Consider the following 20951-nt stretch of genomic DNA (forward strand, 5'->3'; position numbering starts at 1 on the left):
GGAACACCTGGGCAACACGTCGGGAAAGGCATTCACCCATGCCCCTCCCGTACCCTCGATCCCATGTCGCTCTACGCCGCGTACGCCGGCAACCTCGACGCGCGGCTGATGACGCGCCGCGCTCCGCACTCCCCGTTGCGCGGCACGGGCTGGCTGAACGGCTGGCGGCTGACCTTCGGCGGCGAGCAGATGGGCTGGGAGGGCGCGCTGGCCACGATCGTGGAGGCGCCGCGCTCCCAGGTCTTCGTCGCGCTGTACGACATCGCGCCCATGGACGAGGACTCGATGGACCGCTGGGAGGGCGTCGGCATGGACGTCTACCGGCGGATGCGGGTCCGCGTCCACACGCTGGACGGCGAGGAGCCGGCCTGGCTGTACGTCCTGAACGGATACGAGGGCGGCCTGCCCTCGGCCCGCTATCTGGGCGAGATCGCCGACGCGGCGGACTCGGCCGGCGCGCCGCACGACTATGTGATGGAGCTGCGCAAACGCCCCTGCTGACCCAGGGCGAACGAAAGACCCCATGCCCGCGCCGCGTCCGCGCCCATGAGTCCGCCGGAAACGACCCCACAACGATCCCCGGGTCCGTGGGCCATTCATCTACGCGCGTAGGGAATGACCGGCTACCCTCATTCGCGTGAACGCACATGTGAATCCGGACCTCGACGGCGCTGCCGCCGACCCCCATGGCCTGGCGGACTCCGCCGCCGCGCGACTGCGGGAGCTGACCGGCGCCGAGACCCATGACGTGGCCCTGGTGATGGGCTCCGGCTGGGCGCCGGCCGTGGACGCCCTCGGCGCCCCCGAGGCCGAGTTCCCGGTCACCGAGCTGCCGGGCTTCCCGCCGCCCGCCGTCGAGGGCCACGGCGGCAAGATCCGCTCGTACCGCACCGGCGACAAGCGGACCCTGGTCTTCCTGGGACGTACGCACTACTACGAGGGCCGTGGCGTCGCCGCCGTCGCCCATGGCGTGCGGACGGCGGTGGCCGCGGGCTGCAAGACCGTCGTCCTGACCAACGGCTGCGGCGGTCTGCGCGAGGGGATGCGTCCGGGACAGCCGGTCCTGATCAGCGACCACATCAATCTCACCGCCGCCTCCCCGATCGTCGGCGCGAACTTCGTCGACCTGACGGACCTGTACTCGCCGCGGCTGCGCGCGCTCTGCAAGGAGGTCGACTCCTCACTGGAGGAGGGCGTGTACGTGCAGTTCACCGGCCCCCACTACGAGACGCCGGCCGAGATCGGCATGGTGCGGGCGATGGGCGGGGACCTCGTGGGCATGTCCACGGTGCTGGAGGCGATCGCCGCGCGCGAGGCGGGCGCTGAGGTGCTCGGCATCTCCCTGGTCACCAACCTCGCCGCGGGCCTGTCGGGCGAACCCCTCAACCACGAGGAGGTCCTTCAGGCCGGCCGGGACTCGGCCGCCCGGATGGGCGAGCTGCTGACGAGCGTGCTGGCCCGTATCTGATCCGGGACAGGGACATCGCACCGGCCGGTCCGGACACCTGGCCGGACCGTCGACCGGACGCCCGACCGGTACGGGCAACCGGCACCCGTCACGGATCCCCCACCCCACGCACGCGGACGTACGTACGACGAGAGGCGGCCCCACCGTGCAGCAGGACCTCATCGCCCGAGCCCGCGCCTGGCTCGCCGAGGATCCCGACCCCGACACCCGTGAGGAACTGGCCGGGCTGATCAAGGCGCGGGACACGGCCGAACTGTCGGCGCGGTTCAGCGGCACCCTCCAGTTCGGTACGGCCGGGCTGCGCGGGGAACTGGGCGCCGGGCCCATGCGGATGAACCGCGCGGTGGTGATCCGGGCCGCGGCCGGACTCGCCGCGTACCTCCGCGGCCAGGGCGCGGTGAACGGACTGGTCGTCATCGGCTATGACGCCCGCTACAAGTCGGCCGACTTCGCACGGGACACCGCCGCCGTGATGGTCGCCGCGGGCCTGCGCGCCGCCGTGCTGCCGCGCCCGCTGCCCACGCCCGTGCTCGCCTTCGCGATCAGGCATCTGGGCGCGGTCGCGGGCGTCGAGGTCACCGCCAGCCACAACCCGCCGCGGGACAACGGCTACAAGGTCTACCTCGGCGACGGCAGCCAGATCGTGCCGCCCGCGGACGCGGAGATCGCGGCCGAGATCGCCGCGATCGCGAGCCTGGACGACGTGCCGCGCGCGGACTCCGGCTGGGACACGCTCGGCGACGAGGTGCTGGACGCCTATCTGGCCCGTACGGACGCGGTCCTCACCGAGGGCTCGCCGCGTACGGCACGGGTCGTCTACACGGCGATGCACGGTGTCGGCAAGGACACGCTGGTCGCCGCCTTCGCCCGTGCGGGCTTCCCCGCTCCCGTCCTCGTACGGGAACAGGCGGAGCCCGACCCGGCGTTCCCCACGGTCGCGTTCCCGAACCCGGAGGAGCCGGACGCGATGGACCTCGCCTTCGCGACCGCCCGCGAGGCCCACCCCGACATCGTCATCGCGAACGACCCCGACGCCGACCGCTGCGCCGTCGCGGTCCCCGAACCCGGAGCCGAGGCCGGGGCGGGGGCGGGGGCCGGAGCGGAGGCCGGGGCCGGCTCCGGGCCGTCCGGCTGGCGCATGCTCCGGGGCGACGAGGTCGGCGCGCTGCTCGCCGCCCATCTGGTCCGTTCCGGCGCGAGGGGTACCTTCGCCGAGTCCATCGTCTCGTCGTCCCTCCTCGGCCGGATCGCGGACGCGGCCGGGCTGCCGTACGCGGAGACCCTGACCGGGTTCAAGTGGATCGCCCGCGTGGACGGTCTGCGGTACGGGTACGAGGAGGCCCTCGGCTACTGCGTCGACCCCGACGGCGTCCGCGACAAGGACGGCATCACGGCCGCGCTGCTCGTCGCGGAACTCGCCTCCGTGCTCAAGGAGGAGGGCCGCACGCTGACCGGCCTCCTCGACGATCTGGCCGTCGAGCACGGGCTGCACGCGACGGACCAGTTGTCGGTGCGGGTCGAGGATCTGGGCGTCATCACGGCCGCGATGGCGAGGCTGCGGTCGCGGCCCCCGACCGAACTGGCCGGGCTGACCGTCACCCGCGCCGAGGACCTCGCCGAGGGCACGGCGGCGCTGCCCCCTACGGACGGGCTGCGCTACTTCCTCGACGGCGCGCTCACGGCACGGGTGATCGTGCGCCCGAGCGGTACCGAGCCCAAGCTGAAGTGCTATCTGGAGGTCGTGGTGCCGGTCCCGGACGCGGCCGGCCTGGCGGAGGCCCGGCGGCGGGCCGCGGAAGTCCTCGCCGGGATCACCCGCGATCTGTCGGCGGCGGCGGGCATCTGAGCCGGCGTCGGCCGAGCCGTCGTCACACGCCCGCCGGGGAGGTCGGGACAGCCGGGGAGGTCGGGACAGCCGGGGAGGTCGGGAAAGTCGGGACAGTCTCAGCTTTCCGGGACGTCCTTGACGAACAGGATGCCGTCGCTGCTCGCCAGGTGGGCCGGATCCAGCGGGGCGTAGCCGAACCAGGGGGAAACGCGGGGCGCGGGCCGCGTGTCGGCGAGGGCGGTGGCCAGCCGCCGGGCATCGACGACGCAGCGGTCCTCCGGGAGCGCGTACAGGAGTCCTTCGACGGTGTCCGGCGGCGGGGTGTCCACTCCCCGATGCCGGATCGTGCCGAGGGCCGTGGCCACGAAGGCGTACTCCTCGCCGAGCCGGGCGCTCATCAGCGCACCGGCGCCCCACCACTCCACCAGCCCCTCCCACAACCGCATCGTGCTCTTCTCCCGCTGGAGATGGGAGTTGTGGGCGTGGACGAGTGCCGGGCCCCGAGCGGCGACGGCATGGAGGTTGTCGGCCATCATCAGACCCCGCAGCGCGCACAGCCGTGCCATGCGGGCCGGTGAGGTGTCGGCCATCCAGTGGTGGTAGCGCAGCAGGCCGACCGCGGTGCGCCCGTACAGGCGCGCCCGGTCCCAGTCGTCCCACGAGGTCGTCCCGAGCAGGTGCGGTGTCTGCTGGTCGAGCAGTGCCACCAGATCGTCCGCGATCAGTCGCAGTCGGCCGGCTTCGGCCGACTGCCCCGTGGACCGGGACGGGTCCGTCATCGCGGCGGGGTCGGTCCACCGGTCGTCGGTGCCGAGGAGGCGGTCGAGTGTGTCCGTGGTGCAGGGGAGCAGGTCCGCGTCCACCTGGGCCGCGAGGTAGCCGTGGAGCGCGGTGAGGGCGTGCCGGGGGCTCGCGGCGTGGGTGATCTCCAGCGGGCCGTCGAAACCGGCGAAGCGGAGCCGCTCGGACGCGGGCCGGCCCTCGTCGTCGGCGCGGACGTTATAGGCGCGCATCCAGCGCACGAGCTCACGGTTGGACGCGGACGCGCCCCAGCCGTGGCTGATTCCCCGCTCCACGACCTCGTCGAGGGTGCCCGCGCCCGAGGTGACGTAGTCGTCGACGGCCAGGCCCGTCATGCAGTCGCTCTCGATCGCGATGGTCCGGTAGCCCTCCTGCTCGACAAGCTGCCGGAAGAGTTCGTTGCGCAGGTCGAGCAGAGCGTCCTCGCCGTGGGTGGGCTCACCCACGGCGAGCAGTCTCGGCCGGGCGGGGAGCAGCCTCATGACGGCGCCGGCCTCGACGGCATGGGCGGTGTCCTTGATGTCAGCATCCATGCCTTCAACGCTATCGTTGAACCTTCGGTTGAAACTTGGCCGCAGTATCGCCGCGATATCGTCGGTCTCATGGGGCGAAACCTTCAAACCCGTGATCGAGGTGATCGGGGCGATCGACTCAGGCCGGTTGATCTGGCGCGCGGGCACGGCCTGTCCACACAGGCGATCAGGAACTACGAGGAGGCCGGCATCCTTCCCGCGGCCGGCCGCACGCTCCACGGCTACCGCACCTACACCTCGCTGCACGCGGCGGCCCTGCGCGCGTTTCTCGCCCTGGTGCCCGGCCACGGCCACGGGACGGCGACGTCGATCATGCGGGCCGTGAACCAGGGCGCGGTCGACGAGGCGTTCCGCCTCATCGACGAGAGCCACGCCCAGCTCCTCGACGACCGGCGGACGCTCCGGGCCGTGGAGAGCGCCCTCCGTGACCTGGAGCCCGGCGTGGGGTCCGAGTCCCGCACGGCGCCCGGGTCCCGCGTGGGGTCCGAGCCTCGCACGGTGTCCGGGTCCCGCGTGTGGTCCGGGCCGGCCGCGGTGTCCGGGCCCGGCGGCGGCACCTTCATCGGGCCGCTGGCGGACAGCCTCGGGATCCGGCCCGCGACGCTGCGCAAGTGGGAGCGCGCCTGGCTGGTGCGCCCGCGCCGCGACCCGGTCACCGGCTACCGCGTCTACGACGAGGCCGACGAACGGGACGCCCGGCTGGCCCACCAGCTCAGGCGGGGCGGCTATCCGCTGGAGCAGATCGCCCCGCTGATCGCCCAGGTGCGGTCGGCGGGCGGGCTGGAGCCGCTGGAGGCCGCGCTGGGCGACTGGCGCGGTCGGCTGTCCGCCCGCGGGCGGGCGATGCTGACCGGGGCCGCGGAGCTGGAGGCGTACCTCCGCGAGCGCGGTTGAGACTTCCGTCGCCGGCCGAGCCCTTCACCGACCGCGGCCGGATCACGCAGGGGCCACGGGCGGCCAGGCGGAGCCGGGAGCCGGAACGAGCGGCCGAGCATGTCGATCGCGGTGCCGCACGCACAGGGGCAGGCGTCGTGGACGTCGAAGCCGTCCGCACCCCCACCGGGGACCACGGGAGCGTATTTAGCCCTTGCGGGTGATTCTCGTACCGCATCGCGGCAGCACGCCCCACGGCCGAGATGGTCCGGGCAATGGTGGCCCGGTAGCGCCAGCCGAGCCACCAGGAGCAGCCGCCGTTGTCCCCCGCAGCGACCGTTCACCCTTTCGTCCCCGGCTCCCGCCGCCCGCCGACCCCGAAGGGCGTCCGTCCGGCAGGCGTACGGGGGCGGCTTCTGCGCTCGCTGCGGCACGCGGCTCCCGCGCTGGGCGCGTATCTCGCGGTGCGGCTGTGCGGGCTGCTGTTCCTCGCCCGTCTGGCGCACATCAAGGACCAGGGGCTGTGGGCGACGCTGGCGGCGTCCTGGGACTCCCAGTGGTATCTCGGGATCGCCGAGGACGGGTACGCCGACGCTCTCGGCACCCGCGTCAACGACAACAACCTCGCCTTCTTCCCGCTCTATCCGATGCTGGTGAAGGCCGTCGCGGCGCTGACTCCCGGCTCGCGGGCCTCCGTCGGGCTGGCGCTCGCCGTCGTCTGCTCCTTCATCGCCGCGTGGGGCGTCTTCGCGGTGGGCGACCGGCTCCACGGCCGGTGGGTCGGTGCCTTGCTGACGATCCTGTGGGGTGCGCTGCCCGTCGCCGTGGTGCAGTGGATGGGGTACACGGAGTCCCTGTTCACCGCGCTGACCGCGTGGGCGCTGTACGCGGTACTCGCCCGGCACTGGCTCTGGGCGGGCGCTCTGGCCTGTCTCGCGGGGCTGACCCGGCCGACGGGCATCGCGGTCGCGGCGGCGGTCACCGTGGGGGCGCTGCTGGCCTGCCGCCCCGCCCGCGACCGCTCCGGCCCTGACCGCCGGGAGCGCCGGGCGGCCGTGGCCGGAGCGGTGATCGCGCCCCTCGGCTGGCTGGCGTTCGTGGCGTGGGTGGGGGTTCGGGTGGGCCGGGTGGACGGCTACTTCGCCGTCCAGCGGCTGTGGAAGAACGAGTGGGACGGCGGAAAAGCGACGCTCCTCGAACTCCGCCAGCAGCTCGTCTACTCGACCGAACTCCAGCTCTTCCCGCTGATCGTCTCCGCCGTTCTGATCGTCTCGACCGTCCTGTACGCGCTCTGCTGGACGGACCGTCAGCCGCTCCCCCTGCTGGTCTTCACCGGGGTACTGCTGCTGGTGGTCCTCGGGAGCGAGGGCGTCTACTTTCCCCGAGCCCGCTTCCTGCTCCCCGGCTTCCCTCTGCTGCTGCCGCTGGCGGTGGCGCTGGCGAGGGCTCGGCGGCCCGCGACGGTGCTGGTGCTGCTGACCGCGGGGACGCTGATGTCGGCGTGGGTGGGGGCGTACATGCTGCTGGTCTGGCAGGGGCCGCCGTAGCCGCTCCCATGCCGCGGCACGGCTGTTAGCCTGCCCGTCTGATCAACACGGGCTGGGGAGGCTCACGTGGTGTTCAAACGACTGCTGGGGATCGGGGATCCCGCCGAACCGGTCGAGATCGACACCCGGATCACACCGGGGTCGGGGCAGCCGGGCCGGAAACTGAAGGGCGAGGTCCACGTCCGGGGCGGCGGGCAGCAGGCGCGCTTCAACTACATCCGCCTGACCGTCTCCGGGACCGTCCGCACCAGTGCTTCCGCGGAGCGGGAGCGGGAGTTCGCCAGCACCGCCGCCTGGCTGAACGACCGCGAGCTGGCCAAGGGCTCGGAACAGAGGCTGCCGTTCTCGGAGCGGATGAGATGGGAGGCCCCGGTGACCGAACTCGGGGGCCGTGCCCTCGGGGTCGTACTCGGGGTGAGGACGACGGTGGAGGTCGACGGCAAGACCGCCGAGAGCGACTTCGACCTGCTGCACGTCCCCGCGCTGCCGATCCACGAGGCGATTCTGAACGCCTTCGCGGAGGAGGGGTACCTGTGCGAGTCGGCGCATCTGAGCGACACGTACATCCGCAGGGCCGAGCAGCACCTGGGATACCACCAGGTCTTCGTCCTCTCCGACCGCATGTCCGCTCCGAGCCGCCCGCCGGAGCTGGAGGTCGTCTTCCTCGTCAACGCCGTCGGCGCCATGGTCTACGTCCGCCGGGCCGCGCCGCTCACATACAGCTGGGATGACAAACCGCGCGCCCTGCGGTTCCCCGCGGCCCACCACGAGATCGGCCGGACGGACTGGGGCCCGAAGGTCCGGGAGTTGATCGGCGCGCTCGGCCCCAGGGACGACGAGGACGACTGAGCGCGGCCCCGCGAAGTCCTCCGCGGGGTGCGCGTCCCGGCCCGGCCGGGTCCGTGCGGGCAGCCAGTACGGGCGGGGTCCCAGCCCCGGTGACGGCGCGGGAGCCCCCGCAGCGGTGAGCCCACGGGAACCCGCCCGGCGGCGGACACCCTGCTCCTGGGCCCCGGCTCCCGGACCGCGCGCTACCCGATCGCGAACAGCACCGCGAGGAGGACGATCCCGGCGACCGCCGGCGCGACCACCTCGTACGCCCAGCGCACCTGTGCCTCGCCCTGGGCGGAAGGGCGGCCCGCGTTGTGCTCGGCCAGCTCCCTCAGCTCGACGATCGTGCGGTCGGTCTGCGCCATCGGCGTCTCGGGGACATGGGGGGCCGGGGGCCGGCCGCGGTCCTTGTCCCGTGCGATCTTCATCTGCTGGCGGTTGGCCCGCTTGCGCTGCCGCAGTGACACGGGGACGGCCCAGAGCTGGTACTTCGCGCCGTCCTTGGTGACGATCTCGCTCGAGTACCCCGCGCGCACGTCCTCGATGACGCTCCAGGGGAGTGTGATCGTCCGGAACGGGTTCCTGATCCTCACCCGGTCGTCGTTGACGAAGACGGCGGGCCGGAGGGTGAACGAGACGACGAGCGGAACGGCGAGCAGAATCGTGCCGACGGCGAACCAGGGCGTCAGCCCCTTGCCCCGGATGAGGGCGTCCCCGCCGAGCCAGACGGCCAGCGCGAGCAGCAGAACACCGCCGGCCATGCCCGCGGGCGACCGGAACACTCGGTCGGCGTAGGTGGTCTCTGCGGGGGACTCGGGCTTGCTCATGTGTCCGATTCTGCCGTACGGGCCGACGGGCGCGCGTACGGCAGTGGCTCGGGCGAAACATCCAGTGCGGGGGCGGCGGCGGCCGCCTTCCCCCCGCCTTCGGCTGCCCTGATGTCCTCCCGGACAGCCGAAGGCGGCTGAAGGCAGCGAAGGGCGCGGAAGACCGAGGGGGGCTGTACAGGTCGCTACGCGCGTAGATATGCTCAGGTGGTGACCATGCCCAGCATCGCCCCCGCTCTCGCCGACGTCACCACGTCCGACCAGGCCCTTCGCCGGTTCCTTCATGGGCTGCCCGGCGTCGATCCCGTCGGGCTGGAAGCGCGTGCCGCCTCGCTCGGAACCAGGTCGATCAAGACCACGGCCAAGGCGTACGCCATCGACCTGGCCATCTCGATGATCGATCTGACGACACTGGAAGGCGCGGACACACCGGGCAAGGTCCGGTCGCTGGCCGCCAAGGCGGTGCGTCCCGATCCGAGTGACCGTACGGCGCCGTCGACCGCCGCGGTGTGCGTCTACCCGGACATGGTCGCCACGGCCAAGGCCGCTCTGAACGGCGCGGACGTCAAGGTCGCGTCCGTCGCCACCGCCTTTCCCGCGGGCCGGGCCGCGCTCGGCGTGAAGCTCGCCGACACCCGTGACGCGGTCGCCGCCGGAGCCGATGAGATCGACATGGTCATCGACCGCGGCGCGTTCCTCGCGGGCAGATATCTGAAGGTGTACGAGGAGATCCTGGCCGTCAAGGAAGCGTCCGGCGCCGCCCGTCTGAAGGTCATCTTCGAGACCGGTGAACTCTCCACGTACGACAACATCCGCCGCGCCTGCTGGCTCGGCATGCTCGCGGGGGCGGACTTCATCAAGACCTCGACGGGCAAGGTCGCGGTCAACGCCACCCCGGCGAACACGCTCCTCATGCTGGAGGCGGTCCGCGACTTCCGGGAGCGGACCGGAGTCCAGGTGGGGGTGAAGCCCGCGGGCGGCATCCGTACGAGCAAGGACGCGGTGAAGTTCCTCGTCCTCGTCAACGAGACCGCGGGCGAGGACTGGCTGGACAACCGCTGGTTCCGCTTCGGCGCCTCCAGCCTGCTCAACGATCTGCTGATGCAGCGCCAGAAGCTGGCGACCGGCCGCTACTCCGGCCCCGACTACGTAACGGTGGACTGAGCCCCATGACCACGCCCCCTTCCTTCGACTACGCCCCCGCCCCCGAGTCCCGGGCGATCGTCGACATCGCGCCCTCGTACGGCCTCTTCATCGACGGAGAGTTCACGGAGGGCTCCGGCGAGGACCGCAACAAGACGGTGTCGCCGGCCACCGAGGAGGTGCTCGCCGAGTACGTCCAGGCGAACGCCGAGGACGTCGACCGCGCGGTCGGGGCCGCCCGGAAGGCGTTCGAGAAGTGGTCGGCGCTGCCGGGCTCGGAGCGCGCGAAGTATCTCTTCCGCATCGCCCGGATCATCCAGGAGCGCAGCCGTGAGCTGGCGGTCCTCGAAACCCTCGACAACGGCAAGCCGATCCGGGAGACCCGCGACGCGGACCTCCCGCTCGTCGCGGCGCACTTCTTCTACTACGCGGGCTGGGCGGACAAGCTCGACCACGCGGGCTTCGGGCCCAACCCGAGGCCACTCGGCGTCGCGGGCCAGGTCATTCCGTGGAACTTCCCGCTGCTGATGCTGGCGTGGAAGATCGCCCCGGCGCTGGCGACCGGCAACACGGTCGTGCTCAAGCCCGCCGAGACGACCCCGCTCAGCGCCCTGTTCTTCGCGGACATCTGCCGCCAGGCGGGCCTCCCCAAGGGCGTCGTCAACATCGTCACGGGTGACGGCCGTACCGGCGAGGCGCTCGTCGGCCACCCCGGTGTCGACAAGGTCGCCTTCACCGGCTCGACCGCCGTCGGCAAGGCGATCGCCCGGCAGATCGCGGGCACCGAGAAGAAGGTCACCCTGGAGCTGGGCGGCAAGGGCGCGAACATCGTGTTCGACGACGCGCCCATCGACCAGGCGGTCGAGGGCATCGTCACGGGCATCTTCTTCAACCAGGGCCAGGTCTGCTGCGCGGGCTCCCGGCTCCTCGTACAGGAGTCGATCCAGGAGGAGCTGCTCGACGCCCTCAAGCGCAGGCTCGCCACACTCCGCCTCGGGGACCCGCTCGACAAGAACACGGACATCGGCGCGATCAACTCGGCCGAGCAGCTGGCCCGGATCACCCGGCTGGCGGAGACCGGCGAGGCGGAAGGGGCGGAGCGCTGGTCCGTCCCCTGTGAACTCCCCACCTCCGGCTACTGGTTCGCCCCCACTCTGTTCACCAACGTCACCCAGGCGCACACGATCGCACGGGACGAGATCTTCGGCCCGGTGCTCTCCGTACTGACGTTCCGTACCCCGGACGAGGCGGTCGCCAAGGCCAACAACAGCCAGTACGGCCTGTCGGCGGGCATCTGGACGGAGAAGGGCTCGCGCATGCTCGCCGTCGCGAGCAGGCTCCGGGCGGGGGTCGTCTGGGCCAATACGTTCAACAAGTTCGATCCGACCTCGCCGTTCGGCGGCTACAAGGAGTCGGGGTTCGGCCGCGAGGGCGGCCGTCACGGCCTGGAGGCATACCTCAATGTCTGAGACCACGTCCCGACTGACCGTCTTCAAGACCTACAAGCTGTACGTCGGGGGCAAGTTCCCCCGCTCCGAGAGCGGCCGGGTGTACGAGGTGACCGCAGGGACATCAGCCGCCGGCGCGGCGGGCAAGGGCAGGTGGCTGGCCAACGCGCCGCGCGCGTCGCGCAAGGACGCGCGGGACGCGGTGGTCGCGGCCCGCAAGGCGTTCGGCGGCTGGTCGGGCGCGACGGCGTACAACAGGGGCCAGATCCTGTACCGGGTCGCGGAGATGCTGGAGGGCCGCCGGGAGCAGTTCGTACGCGAGGTGGCGGACGCGGAGGGCCGGTCCTCGGGGAAGAAGCCGGACGCGGCCAGGGCCAGGGCGGCGGCGCAGGTGGACGCGGCGATCGACCGCTGGGTCTGGTACGCGGGCTGGACGGACAAGATCGCCCAGGTCGTGGGCGGCGCGAACCCGGTGGCGGGCCCCTACTTCAACCTCTCCACCCCCGAGCCGACCGGAGTCGTGGCGGTCCTCGCTCCCCAGGAGTCCTCGTTCCTGGGCCTGGTCTCGGTGATCGCCCCGGTCATCGCGACGGGCAACACGGCCGTCGTCGTCGCCAGCGAGAGATCGCCGCTGCCGGCGCTCTCCCTCGGCGAGGTGCTGGCGACGTCCGACCTGCCGGGCGGCGTGGTCAACATCCTGTCCGGCGGTACGGCGGAGATCGCGGCGCCGCTCGCGGCGCACCAGGACGTCAACGCGATCGATCTCACCGGAGCCGATGACGCGCTGGCGAAGGAGCTGGAGATCGCCGCCGCCGACAATATGAAGCGGGTGCTGCGTCCACAGGCTGTGGACGTCGACTACGCGGCCGATCCGGGCACGCGCCGGATGACGGCGTTCCTGGAGACGAAGACGGTCTGGCACCCCACGGGCGCGCTCGGCGCCGCGGGCTCGTCCTACTGACGCCCCCGCCCAGGAGCCCCCGTCGCCCGTCGGCGTCGGGGGCTCCTGCCGTCGCTACGTCACATACGTCACAGGGGAAGGAGTCCTTCCCTCACAGAGGAAGAACGCGGGAGACGCCTCCCGCGACGGGCAGGTCCTCAAGAGCGGCCCCCTGGGCGAGCGGCCCAGTGACCAGTTCGGTCGAGACGGGCTTGAAGTCGGCGACCTGGGTGCCGACGCTGTTCGCCAACGGGTCGACTCCGGTCTTGGCCAGCGGGTTGAGCTGGAGGCTCCGCAACTGTCCGATCCCGGACACCGAGTTGGTGACCGCCCCGGTGACGCCCGCGGCGGGGCCCGACAGAGCCGTGTCCGGCGCGTCGACTCCGCCCACGGGAGCCGTGGGAGCCGTGGGAGCCGCTTGCGCGGCGTCGCCCGCGCCGATGGCGGCGGCCATCGCGGCGACGGTCATCCCCGCGCTCAGGGCGATTCGCCGCCGGGACGGGGAAGTTGTGTGACGTGCCATGGAGTTCCCATCCACAGGAGTAATCGAAGAGACACACACAGTAGTTGAATCTCTGATCCTCAATCCACCGCCGTCCCCGAGGGGTCCCCTTCACGGGTCAATGCCTCACACTGGTGTCCCGTGACCGCATCCCCGGGCCCTTCCGCCATACCCACGCGTGTCGTCCTGCTCGCGGGCCCGTCGGGCTCCGGGAAATCCTCCCTCGCCGCGCGTACGGGACTGCCCGTGCTGCGCCTCGACGACTTCTACAAGGAGGCCGACGACCCGACGCTGCCCCTGGTCCCCCGGAGCAAGGACATCGACTGGGACTCGCCTCGGTCGTGGGACGCGGACGCGGCGATGGCGGCGATCACGGAGCTGTGCCGCACGGGACGTACGGCCGTGCCGGTGTACGACATCGCGAAGAGCGCGCGCGTGGGGCGCGACTCCTTCACGATCGGCCGGACCCCGCTCTTCGTGGCGGAGGGCATCTTCGCGGCGGACATCGTGGACCGCTGCCAGGAACTGGGGCTCCTCGCCGACGCGCTCTGTCTGCGCGGCCGACCCTCGACCACGTTCCGCCGCCGTCTGCTGCGGGATCTCCGGGAGGGCCGCAAGTCCGTGAGATTCCTGCTGCGCAGGGGCTGGCGTCTGATGCGGGCCGAACGCGGGATCGTCGCCCGCCAGACATTTCTGGGAGCGCACCCCTGCGGCAAGGACGAGGCCCTCGGCCGGGTCGCGGCGGCCGCCGCGGGCCGTCACCGCCGAGCCCCCGCCAGAACGCCCCCGCCCGGCCGCTCCTGACCGCGCCCGCCCGGCCGCTCCTGACCGCGCCCGCCCCGGTGGACCGGCGGCGGCGGGCGGCCCGCGCGCGCATCGCATGAAAACAAGAGCGGGGCCGGACAAGACCCCCCGGCCTGTCCGGTCCCGCTCTCTTCCCCGTTACCCCCCGTGGGTCCCCCGTGACCCCCGTCCCCCACAACCCGCCGTCTCCCCCGAGGCGGCGGCCCCCACTTTCCCCCCGTCGCCTTCAGGCCACCAGCTCGCCGAAGGACTCTTCCTCGTCACGGCCGAAGCTGAGGACCTCGTCCTCACGCAGCCGGCGGAGCGACCGCCAGATGCTCGACTTCACCGTGCCGACACTGATGTCCAGGATCTCCGCGATCTCCGGGTCGGTGCGGCCCTCGTAGTAACGGAGGACCAGCATCGTCCGCTGGAGTTCCGGCAGCCTGGCCAGCGCCTGCCACAGAACCGCGCGCAGCTCCGTGCCCCGCATCGCGTCGGTGTCGCCGGCGGTCTCCGGCAGCTCCTCCGTGGGGTACTCGTTGAGCTTGCGCCGACGCCAGGCGCTGATGTGCAGATTGGTCATGGTGCGGCGGAGGTACCCCCCGACCGCCGCCTTGTCGCTGATCCGGTCCCACGCCCGGTAGGTGGAGAAGAGCGCGCTCTGCAGCAGGTCCTCCGCCTCGAACCGGTCCCCCGTGAGGTGGTACGCGGTCGCGTACAGGGAGGAGCGGCGCTCCTTCACGTACGCGGTGAACTCGGCCTCGGAGAGACTCGACCGGGCGGCGACCTCACCGGCGCCCCCCGCCGTGCCCGTCGCGACCGCGGCCCCCGCCGCCCCCGCGTCGACCATCGTCATATAGGGCTTGTGGCCCTGCTCCGCGGACGACGGCTTGTACTGGCGCCCGGCGCCGCGAACGCACCCCCGTCCGTTCACGGCGCCGGACTTCTCCGTGTTCCGGGTCACATCGTGGAGGAGCGTGACAACTGCGCTTGAGGTGGTGCTGTGCAGTGCGTTCATCCCGCGCCCCCCGTCGAGTGGAGTCCGTCTCCGTCCGTGTGCCAAAAGCTTGCCCAGGCGATTTCATGGCGGTGTCCCCTGACTGTCACAGCACTGTCACAGGGCCTGTCGATCCCCCATGACCCCTTGTGGCGCGGACCGGTTCGGGCAGGGTGTCGCAAAGCCCCCGAAACGCCTCCGCGAGTCCGGCGACGGGCCGGACCGAGCCCGGCCGGAGCCCGGTCGGAGCGCATGGGAGCGCTCCACCAGTCGAACTACGGCACCCCTATGCGCCAGAATGGCCCCCGTGCCTTTCCTGTTGCTGATCGAGGACGACGACGCCATCCGCACGGCCCTCGAACTCTCCCTGTCCCGCCAAGGTCACCGTGTGGCCACCGCGGCGACGGGCGAGGACGGCCTCAAACTGCTGCGCGAACAGCGGCCTGACCTGATCGTGCTGGATGTGATGCTGCCCGGGATCGACGGTTTCGAGGTGTGCCGCCGCATCAGACGCACCGACCAACTGCCGATCATTCTGCTCACCGCCCGCAGCGACGACATCGACGTGGTGGTCGGCCTGGAGTCGGGGGCGGACGACTATGTGGTCAAACCCGTGCAGGGCCGGGTCCTGGACGCCCGTATCCGCGCGGTGCTGCGCCGGGGTGAGCGGGAGTCGACCGACTCCGCGACCTTCGGCTCGCTGATGATCGACCGCTCCGCCATGACCGTGACCAAGAACGGCGAAGATCTGCAGCTCACGCCGACCGAGCTGCGGCTTCTGCTGGAGCTGAGCCGGCGGCCGGGGCAGGCCCTGTCCCGGCAGCAGCTGCTGCGGCTGGTGTGGGAGCACGACTATCTCGGTGACTCACGGCTGGTGGACGCCTGTGTCCAGCGGCTTCGGGCGAAGGTGGAGGACGTGCCGTCCTCGCCGACCCTGATCCGCACGGTGCGGGGTGTGGGATACCGGCTGGACGTTCCGCAGTGACGGTGAACCCGGTGCCGACGGCCGTGCCCGCGTGTACACGTAAGAACACAGCTGTTCCCGCTCCGAGGCTGCCAGGGCGTCCGCACCGGAACGGGATCCCTCGGTGAGCGGTGCCGCGAAGCGCGTGGTGCTCGCCGGACTCCGCTGGACGAGCCTGCGGCTCCGCCTCGTCGTCGTCTTCGCGGTGGTCGCGCTGACCGCCGCGGTGTCCGCGTCGGGCATCGCGTACTGGCTGAATCGCGAGGCCGTGCTGACCCGTACGCAGGACTCGACGCTCGACGACTTCCGCCAGCAGATGCAGAACCGGGCGGCGGCGCTGGCGCTCCATCCGACGCAGGGCGAACTCCAGGACACCGCCGAGCAGATGTCCCACGGCAAGGCCGGGTACAACGTGCTGCTCATCGGCGAGCGCGACGCGGGCAAACCGGTGGTGGGCGCGTCGGACCGGGACGTCTTCACGCTCGACGATGTGCCGGGACGGCTCCAGGACGCGGTGAACGACCGGCAGGCGATCGGCTCCGGCAACTCGGTCCCGTACCACGTGTACTGGCAGCGCATCCAGCGCGACGGGACGCCGTATCTCGTCGGCGGCACGAGGATCGTCAACGGCGGTCCGACCGGCTATGTGTTCAAGTCGCTGGACCAGGAGCGGCAGGACCTCAATACGCTGGCATGGTCGCTGGCGATCGCGACGGCGCTGGCGCTCGTGGGCTCGGCACTGCTCGCGCAGGCCGCGGCGACGACGGTGCTCAAGCCCGTGCGCAGGCTGGGCGACGCGGCGCGGCGGCTGGGCGAGGGGAAACTCGGCACCCGGCTGCAGGTGTCGGGTACGGATGAACTGGCCGATCTGGCGAGGACGTTCAACAAGACGGCGGAGTCGCTGGAGAAGAAGGTCGAGGACATGAGCGCGCGGGAGGAGTCCAGCCGCCGGTTCGTGGCCGATATGTCGCATGAGCTGCGCACCCCGCTGACGGCGCTGACCGCTGTGACGGAGGTGCTGGAGGACGAGGTCGACAGTCTCGACCCGATGATCGCGCCGGCCGTGAATCTGGTGGTGAGCGAGACGCGGCGGCTGGGCGAACTGGTGGAGAACCTGATGGAGGTCACCCGCTTCGACGCGGGCACGGCGAAGGTCGTCCTGGACACGGTCGATGTGGCGGACCAGGTCACGGCGTGCATCGACGCGCGCGCGTGGCTGGACGCGGTGGAGCTGGACGCGGAGCGCGGGATCATGGCGCGGCTGGATCCGCGGCGGCTCGATGTGATCCTGGCGAATCTGATCGGGAACGCGCTGAAGCACGGCGGTTCGCCGGTACGGGTGTCGGTGCGGGTCTCCGCCGGGGTGCCACGGACTGCGGAAGGCCCAGAAGGCACAGAGGGCACAGAAGACACAGAAGGTACAGAGGACACCTGGGAGGCGGGGGACCCGGGCGACGGCGATGAGCTGGTGATCGAGGTACGGGACCATGGTCCCGGCATCCCGGCGGAAGTACTGCCGCATGTGTTCGACCGGTTCTACAAGGCGAGCGCGTCCCGGCCGCGGTCCGAGGGCAGCGGTCTGGGGCTGTCGATCGCGGTGGAGAACGCGCATATCCACGGTGGCACGATCGCGGCGGCGAACTCGCCGGACGGCGACGGCGCGATCTTCGTGCTGCGGCTGCCGCGTGTGGTGTCGGCGCAGACGGACTGCGTCGACCCCGATGACCGTGACGATCCCGACGCCGTCGGCGACCCCGACCACGGCGGAGGGGCCGGCCGTACAGACGGCGACCGGGGAGACGGGGGCACGCGGTGACCGGGAGCCGAGCGATACGGGACCGAGCGGTGCGGAGCCCGGCGATACGGAGCCGAGCAGTGCGGAGTCGAGCCGTACGGAGCCGAGCCGTGGGGAGCCGGCGGGCCACGGCCGCGCTCTCGGGCCTCGCCGCGCTGCTGGGCGCGGCGGTGCTCGCCGGCTGCGGCATCAGGCCCACGCAGGTGCCGGTCGACGCCGGTCCGGCGCCTTCCCGGCTGCCGTGCGCGGTGTCGGGCGACAACGCGCCCGCGCAGCCTCAGAACATACCGGTGCGGATCTACCTGGTCTGCGCGTCCCAGCTGGCGGCGGTGGACCGTACGGCCGAGGCGTCGACGGCGAAGCCGGCCCTGGAAGGGCTCCAGCTGGCACAGGCGCTGCTGAGGGAGTTGCAGAAGGAGCCCTCGTCCATGGAGCGCGAGGCGGGGTTCGCGACCTACGTCCGGGGGCCCATGACGATCGGCGGACCCCGGCCGACCGACCCGGCCGGCACCCTGCGGCTGAGCCGTGAGCCGGACGACCTGCCGTCGGTGGGACTCGCGCAGATCGTCTGCACCTTCGCGGAGAACCGGGCGGCGGCGGTGGACGGCCGGGTGGTTCTCGGGGGTCCCGGCGACTATGCCCCCCGAGGCTACGAGTGCTCCCCGAAGACGCGGCAGAACCCGGCGGAGCCCGTACCGACGCTCCCCCCGACGGCGTCGCCCACTCCCCCGACCGCGTCGACACGCCCCTGACGACCCAGCCGCGTTCCTGAGTCCGTGTCGCCGGGTGGCGGGCGGCACGCCACCCGTGGCGCATGCCACGCCGTTTCCGGTTTCCTTTGCCGGTGCCGCGGGAACACGGGCGGAACCGTTTCGCGGGCAGGACGCGTCTTGAGTGACGTGCAGCGTCTTGGCAAAGGCGGCAGTGCCGTCATCAGCTTCCGCGCGGCGGGGGTCATCCTCGTCGTCGCCCACCTGCTGCTCGTTGGCTGGCTGGCCCTGCGCCCGCTGGACGTGCCCTGGGTGACGGCCGCCAATCTCCGGCTGTTCGCCGGCATCAAGGCGGATCTGGAACTCGGGGGGCTGGAGGCCGCGCGCCGGATCGGCGAGGGTCTGCTGCTGCTCGCGCCGCTGGGCGTGCTGCTGCCGATGGCGGGCGGCAAGGTCGCCGTGTCCCCGCTCGCCTCCCTGGCCCGTACGGTCGCGACCGGGGCGATGATCTCGCTCGGCATCGAGCTGTTGCAGACGGGTGTGCCCGGCCGGGTGCTCGACGTCGACTCGCTGGTGCTGAACACGGCGGGGGTGGCGATCGCCCATCTGCTGGTGGTGCCCGTGTGCCGGGCGCGGCTGCGCCGCCGGGGGCCTCGCACACCGGCCGTCCGGACTGCCGTGGTCGGCCGCGGGGCTGAGACGGCGCGGCGCGGCCCGGTACCGGCGGAGGAGTCGGCTCAGGGCTCGACCCCGACGATTCCCAGGGTGGGGATCGCCCCGTAGAGCGACGCTTCGACCCCCCTCGCGGAGCCACGATGGAGACATCCACGAACGGTTCTCGCGAAGGAGCCCACCATGTCCGCACTTGTCCGCCCGCGTGAGGGGAAGATGATCGGTGGGGTGTGCGCGGCGCTGGCACGGCGCTTCGGCACCTCTGCCAAGACGATGCGGATCATCTTCGTGGTCTCGTGTCTGCTGCCCGGTCCGCAGTTCCTGGTCTATCTGGCGCTGTGGGCGTTCCTGCCGGGCGAGAAGGCCGCCTCGCGGGCGTCGACCGCCTGGTAGACGCGGGCACCGGATCCGGCGCCCGCACCTGCACCTGCACCTGCACCTGGACTGGGACTCGTATACGAAACGGGGCGCGCACCTGTGAGGTGCGCGCCCCGCTTCCATGCCGTTCGGGAGGGGAAGGAACGGCAGGGGTGGTATCCGTCAGGCGAGTCCGCTGATGGGCAGGCCCTTGGCCAGGTCGCCGGCGGGCAGCCCGCCGAGCAGGCCCTGGACGGGCTGGACGACACTGGCGGGGTCGGCGGCGAGGACCTGCTGCCCGGCGCCCTGGAGGGTGCCGGGCAGGGTGGCCGCGCTCTCGGTCAGGGCCCCCTGGCCTCCGGTGAGCGACTCGGAGGCGCCCGCCGGGAGCTGGGTGAGCGCGCCCTGCACCGGCACCGTGCTGGTGACGGTGTCGAGCGAGGTGGCCGGGTCGGGGATGGCGGCGGACTCGGCGGAGGCGACTCCCGCGGCGGTGGCGGCGAAGGCGGCGCCGAGCACGGCGACACCGAGAGTCTTGACGGCAGACTGCTTCATCAGGGGTAAGTCCTTGGGACGGGGATATGAGCGGCTCCGCAAGCTAGCCACCGTCCGACGGGCGTGGCAAACACCACGAAACGGCCGGGTGTTGACGTTCCCGGCCGCTCCCCGAGGCGTACGGTCACTCCGCCTCGGGGGAGTTCTCGCTGGTCGTGGCGGTCTGACGGAACAGCCATTCGGACTTCAGCTCGGCGTATCCGGGCTTGATGACATCGTTGATCATCGCCAGCCGTTCATCGAAAGGGATGAACGCGCTCTTCATCGCGTTGACGGTGAACCACTGCATGTCGTCGAGCGTGTATCCGAAGGTCTCGGTCAGCAGCTCGAATTCGCGGCTCATGCTGGTACCGGACATCAGGCGGTTGTCGGTGTTGACGGTGGCCCTGAAGTGGAGTCTGCGCAGCAGCCCGATGGGGTGCTCCGCGTACGAGGCCGCCGCGCCGGTCTGGAGGTTGGAGGTCGGGCACAGCTCCAGCGGGATGCGCTTGTCTCGGACGTACGCGGCGAGCCGCCCGAGCTGGACCCGTCCGTCGTCCGCGACCTCGATGTCGTCGATGATCCGCACTCCGTGGCCGAGGCGGTCGGCCCCGCACCACTGGAGCGCCTGCCAGATCGACGGCAGTCCGAACGCCTCTCCGGCGTGGATGGTGAAGTGGTTGTTCTCGCGCTTGAGGTACTCGAAGGCGTCGAGGTGGCGGGTGGGCGGGTACCCCGCCTCCGCGCCGGCGATGTCGAAGCCGACGACGCCCGAGTCGCGGTAGCGGTTGGCCAGTTCGGCGATCTCCAGGGCGCGGGCGGCGTGCCGCATGGCGGTGAGCAGGGCGCCCACGCGGATGCGGTGGCCGTTCTCGCGGGCGATCCGCTCTCCTTCGCGGAAGCCCTCGTTGACGGCCTCGACGACCTCTTCGAGTGTCAGCCCCGCCTCCAGATGCTGTTCGGGGGCGTACCGGACCTCCGCGTACACCACGCCGTCCTGGGCGAGGTCCTCGGCGCACTCGGCGGCGACGCGGAAGAGGGCGTCTCGGGTCTGCATGACGGCGCAGGTGTGCGCGAAGGTCTCCAGATAGCGCTCCAGGGAGCCGGAGTCGGCGGCTTCGCGGAACCAGATGCCGAGCTTGTCGGGCTCGCTCTCGGGGAGCGCGTCATAGCTCATGGCACGGGCGAGGTCGATAATCGTGCCCGGCCGCAGTCCGCCGTCGAGGTGGTCGTGGAGGAGCACCTTCGGAGCGCGGCGGATCTGGCCCGAGGTGGGCATGGTGATGGTCTGGCTCGTCATCTGCGCACTCTAGTCCCTACGCGCGTAGAAGGCGCGGGGCAGGGTGCTTCCCGATATGTAACAGTGATCGCGCGGACGGGTGGAGTACACCCGTG

21 protein-coding genes are annotated in these 20951 nt (G+C 71.7%); 15 read left to right on the forward strand and 6 right to left on the reverse strand.

The window, feature by feature from the left end:
* Positions 1-63: 63 nt before the first annotated feature.
* The 3 genes from ACWEFL_RS11925 to ACWEFL_RS11935 all read left to right on the forward strand — a co-directional run bounded on the left by ACWEFL_RS11925 (position 64) and on the right by ACWEFL_RS11935 (position 3314).
* A complete protein-coding gene (locus ACWEFL_RS11925; RefSeq protein ID WP_451710644.1) occupies positions 64-501 on the forward strand; it encodes a gamma-glutamylcyclotransferase in 438 nt (145 codons plus the stop codon).
* A gap of 148 nt (positions 502-649) precedes the next feature.
* Complete coding sequence (locus ACWEFL_RS11930; protein ID WP_451710839.1) at positions 650-1468, forward strand: purine-nucleoside phosphorylase; 819 nt, start codon at positions 650-652, stop codon at positions 1466-1468.
* A gap of 145 nt (positions 1469-1613) precedes the next feature.
* Entirely contained in the window at positions 1614-3314 is a 1701-nt protein-coding gene (locus tag ACWEFL_RS11935; RefSeq protein WP_451710646.1) for a phospho-sugar mutase, read from the forward strand.
* A 98-nt stretch (positions 3315-3412) separates the two neighbouring features.
* Here the strand turns inward: ACWEFL_RS11935 and ACWEFL_RS11940 are convergent, their stop codons facing one another.
* Positions 3413-4630: an erythromycin esterase family protein gene (locus ACWEFL_RS11940; RefSeq protein WP_451710648.1), complete on the reverse strand. Its 1218-nt coding sequence runs from the start codon at positions 4628-4630 to the stop codon at positions 3413-3415.
* A 69-nt stretch (positions 4631-4699) separates the two neighbouring features.
* On the opposite strand from ACWEFL_RS11940, the gene ACWEFL_RS11945 reads away from it, so the two are divergent.
* The 3 genes from ACWEFL_RS11945 to ACWEFL_RS11955 all read left to right on the forward strand — a co-directional run bounded on the left by ACWEFL_RS11945 (position 4700) and on the right by ACWEFL_RS11955 (position 7899).
* Positions 4700-5524 (forward strand): TioE family transcriptional regulator, encoded by an 825-nt coding sequence (locus tag ACWEFL_RS11945; RefSeq protein WP_451710650.1) that lies wholly within the window; start codon positions 4700-4702, stop codon positions 5522-5524.
* Between the two features lie 299 nt (positions 5525-5823).
* Positions 5824-7050 carry a hypothetical protein gene (locus ACWEFL_RS11950; protein ID WP_451710652.1) on the forward strand — a complete coding sequence of 409 codons (1227 nt, stop codon included), beginning with the start codon at positions 5824-5826 and terminating at the stop codon, positions 7048-7050.
* Positions 7051-7116: 66 nt separating this feature from the next.
* Entirely contained in the window at positions 7117-7899 is a 783-nt protein-coding gene (locus tag ACWEFL_RS11955; protein WP_451710654.1) for a sporulation protein, read from the forward strand.
* Between the two features lie 182 nt (positions 7900-8081).
* Here the strand turns inward: ACWEFL_RS11955 and ACWEFL_RS11960 are convergent, their stop codons facing one another.
* Positions 8082-8708, reverse strand: coding sequence for a PH domain-containing protein (locus ACWEFL_RS11960; RefSeq protein ID WP_451710656.1), 627 nt, complete (start codon positions 8706-8708; stop codon positions 8082-8084).
* A 216-nt stretch (positions 8709-8924) separates the two neighbouring features.
* On the opposite strand from ACWEFL_RS11960, the gene deoC reads away from it, so the two are divergent.
* Genes deoC through ACWEFL_RS11975 form a run of 3 tightly spaced genes read left to right on the forward strand, consistent with a single transcriptional unit; the run spans position 8925 to position 12260 of the window.
* Positions 8925-9872: a deoxyribose-phosphate aldolase gene (gene deoC, locus ACWEFL_RS11965; protein WP_451710840.1), complete on the forward strand. Its 948-nt coding sequence runs from the start codon at positions 8925-8927 to the stop codon at positions 9870-9872.
* A 5-nt stretch (positions 9873-9877) separates the two neighbouring features.
* Positions 9878-11320: an aldehyde dehydrogenase family protein gene (locus tag ACWEFL_RS11970; protein ID WP_451710658.1), complete on the forward strand. Its 1443-nt coding sequence runs from the start codon at positions 9878-9880 to the stop codon at positions 11318-11320.
* Positions 11313-12260, forward strand: a complete 948-nt coding sequence (locus ACWEFL_RS11975) for an aldehyde dehydrogenase family protein (RefSeq protein WP_451710660.1) — start codon at positions 11313-11315, stop codon at positions 12258-12260. Before ACWEFL_RS11970 ends, ACWEFL_RS11975 begins: the two co-directional genes overlap by 8 nt.
* Before the next feature lie 91 nt (positions 12261-12351).
* Here ACWEFL_RS11975 and ACWEFL_RS11980 read toward each other — a convergent pair whose 3' ends face one another.
* The gene (locus ACWEFL_RS11980; RefSeq protein WP_451710662.1) at positions 12352-12762 is read right to left on the reverse strand and encodes a hypothetical protein; all 411 of its coding nucleotides are present in this window, start codon (positions 12760-12762) and stop codon (positions 12352-12354) included.
* A 120-nt stretch (positions 12763-12882) separates the two neighbouring features.
* Between ACWEFL_RS11980 and ACWEFL_RS11985 the strand changes: the two genes are divergently transcribed.
* Positions 12883-13545 (forward strand): uridine kinase family protein, encoded by a 663-nt coding sequence (locus ACWEFL_RS11985; RefSeq protein ID WP_451710663.1) that lies wholly within the window; start codon positions 12883-12885, stop codon positions 13543-13545.
* 226 nt (positions 13546-13771) lie between these two features.
* Here ACWEFL_RS11985 and ACWEFL_RS11990 read toward each other — a convergent pair whose 3' ends face one another.
* Complete coding sequence (locus tag ACWEFL_RS11990; protein ID WP_451710665.1) at positions 13772-14545, reverse strand: SigE family RNA polymerase sigma factor; 774 nt, start codon at positions 14543-14545, stop codon at positions 13772-13774.
* Positions 14546-14831: 286 nt separating this feature from the next.
* On the opposite strand from ACWEFL_RS11990, the gene afsQ1 reads away from it, so the two are divergent.
* The 5 genes from afsQ1 to ACWEFL_RS12015 all read left to right on the forward strand — a co-directional run bounded on the left by afsQ1 (position 14832) and on the right by ACWEFL_RS12015 (position 19058).
* On the forward strand, positions 14832-15509 hold the full coding sequence (gene afsQ1 / locus ACWEFL_RS11995) for a two-component system response regulator AfsQ1 (RefSeq protein WP_208545416.1): 678 nt from the start codon (positions 14832-14834) through the stop codon (positions 15507-15509).
* Positions 15510-15612: 103 nt separating this feature from the next.
* Positions 15613-17304 carry an ATP-binding protein gene (locus ACWEFL_RS12000; protein ID WP_451710667.1) on the forward strand — a complete coding sequence of 564 codons (1692 nt, stop codon included), beginning with the start codon at positions 15613-15615 and terminating at the stop codon, positions 17302-17304.
* An 89-nt stretch (positions 17305-17393) separates the two neighbouring features.
* Positions 17394-18035: a hypothetical protein gene (locus tag ACWEFL_RS12005; RefSeq protein WP_451710669.1), complete on the forward strand. Its 642-nt coding sequence runs from the start codon at positions 17394-17396 to the stop codon at positions 18033-18035.
* Between the two features lie 147 nt (positions 18036-18182).
* The gene (locus ACWEFL_RS12010) at positions 18183-18776 is read left to right on the forward strand and encodes a VanZ family protein (protein WP_451710842.1); all 594 of its coding nucleotides are present in this window, start codon (positions 18183-18185) and stop codon (positions 18774-18776) included.
* Positions 18777-18848: 72 nt separating this feature from the next.
* Positions 18849-19058: a PspC domain-containing protein gene (locus tag ACWEFL_RS12015; protein ID WP_451710670.1), complete on the forward strand. Its 210-nt coding sequence runs from the start codon at positions 18849-18851 to the stop codon at positions 19056-19058.
* 147 nt (positions 19059-19205) lie between these two features.
* Here ACWEFL_RS12015 and ACWEFL_RS12020 read toward each other — a convergent pair whose 3' ends face one another.
* Both ACWEFL_RS12020 and ACWEFL_RS12025 read right to left on the reverse strand, forming a co-directional pair.
* The gene (locus ACWEFL_RS12020) at positions 19206-19577 is read right to left on the reverse strand and encodes an ATP-binding protein (protein WP_451710672.1); all 372 of its coding nucleotides are present in this window, start codon (positions 19575-19577) and stop codon (positions 19206-19208) included.
* A 124-nt stretch (positions 19578-19701) separates the two neighbouring features.
* A complete protein-coding gene (locus tag ACWEFL_RS12025) occupies positions 19702-20856 on the reverse strand; it encodes an adenosine deaminase (protein WP_451710673.1) in 1155 nt (384 codons plus the stop codon).
* Between the last annotated feature and the right edge of the window lie 95 nt (positions 20857-20951).

This window comes from Streptomyces sp. NPDC004838 (assembly GCF_053600955.1).

What these genes read in the sequence shown, in the direction of transcription:
- ACWEFL_RS11925 (WP_451710644.1), top strand. Translation starts at nt 64, where the DNA reads ATGTCGCTCTACGCCGCGTACGCCGGCAACCTCGACGCGCGGCTGATG.
- ACWEFL_RS11975 (WP_451710660.1), top strand. Translation starts at nt 11,313, where the DNA reads ATGTCTGAGACCACGTCCCGACTGACCGTCTTCAAGACCTACAAGCTG.
- ACWEFL_RS12025 (WP_451710673.1), bottom strand. Translation starts at nt 20,856, where the DNA reads ATGACGAGCCAGACCATCACCATGCCCACCTCGGGCCAGATCCGCCGC.
- ACWEFL_RS11980 (WP_451710662.1), bottom strand. Translation starts at nt 12,762, where the DNA reads ATGGCACGTCACACAACTTCCCCGTCCCGGCGGCGAATCGCCCTGAGC.
- ACWEFL_RS12015 (WP_451710670.1), top strand. Translation starts at nt 18,849, where the DNA reads ATGTCCGCACTTGTCCGCCCGCGTGAGGGGAAGATGATCGGTGGGGTG.
- deoC (WP_451710840.1), top strand. Translation starts at nt 8,925, where the DNA reads ATGCCCAGCATCGCCCCCGCTCTCGCCGACGTCACCACGTCCGACCAG.
- ACWEFL_RS11945 (WP_451710650.1), top strand. Translation starts at nt 4,700, where the DNA reads ATGGGGCGAAACCTTCAAACCCGTGATCGAGGTGATCGGGGCGATCGA.
- ACWEFL_RS11990 (WP_451710665.1), bottom strand. Translation starts at nt 14,545, where the DNA reads ATGAACGCACTGCACAGCACCACCTCAAGCGCAGTTGTCACGCTCCTC.
- ACWEFL_RS11970 (WP_451710658.1), top strand. Translation starts at nt 9,878, where the DNA reads ATGACCACGCCCCCTTCCTTCGACTACGCCCCCGCCCCCGAGTCCCGG.
- ACWEFL_RS12020 (WP_451710672.1), bottom strand. Translation starts at nt 19,577, where the DNA reads ATGAAGCAGTCTGCCGTCAAGACTCTCGGTGTCGCCGTGCTCGGCGCC.
- ACWEFL_RS11960 (WP_451710656.1), bottom strand. Translation starts at nt 8,708, where the DNA reads ATGAGCAAGCCCGAGTCCCCCGCAGAGACCACCTACGCCGACCGAGTG.
- ACWEFL_RS11940 (WP_451710648.1), bottom strand. Translation starts at nt 4,630, where the DNA reads ATGGATGCTGACATCAAGGACACCGCCCATGCCGTCGAGGCCGGCGCC.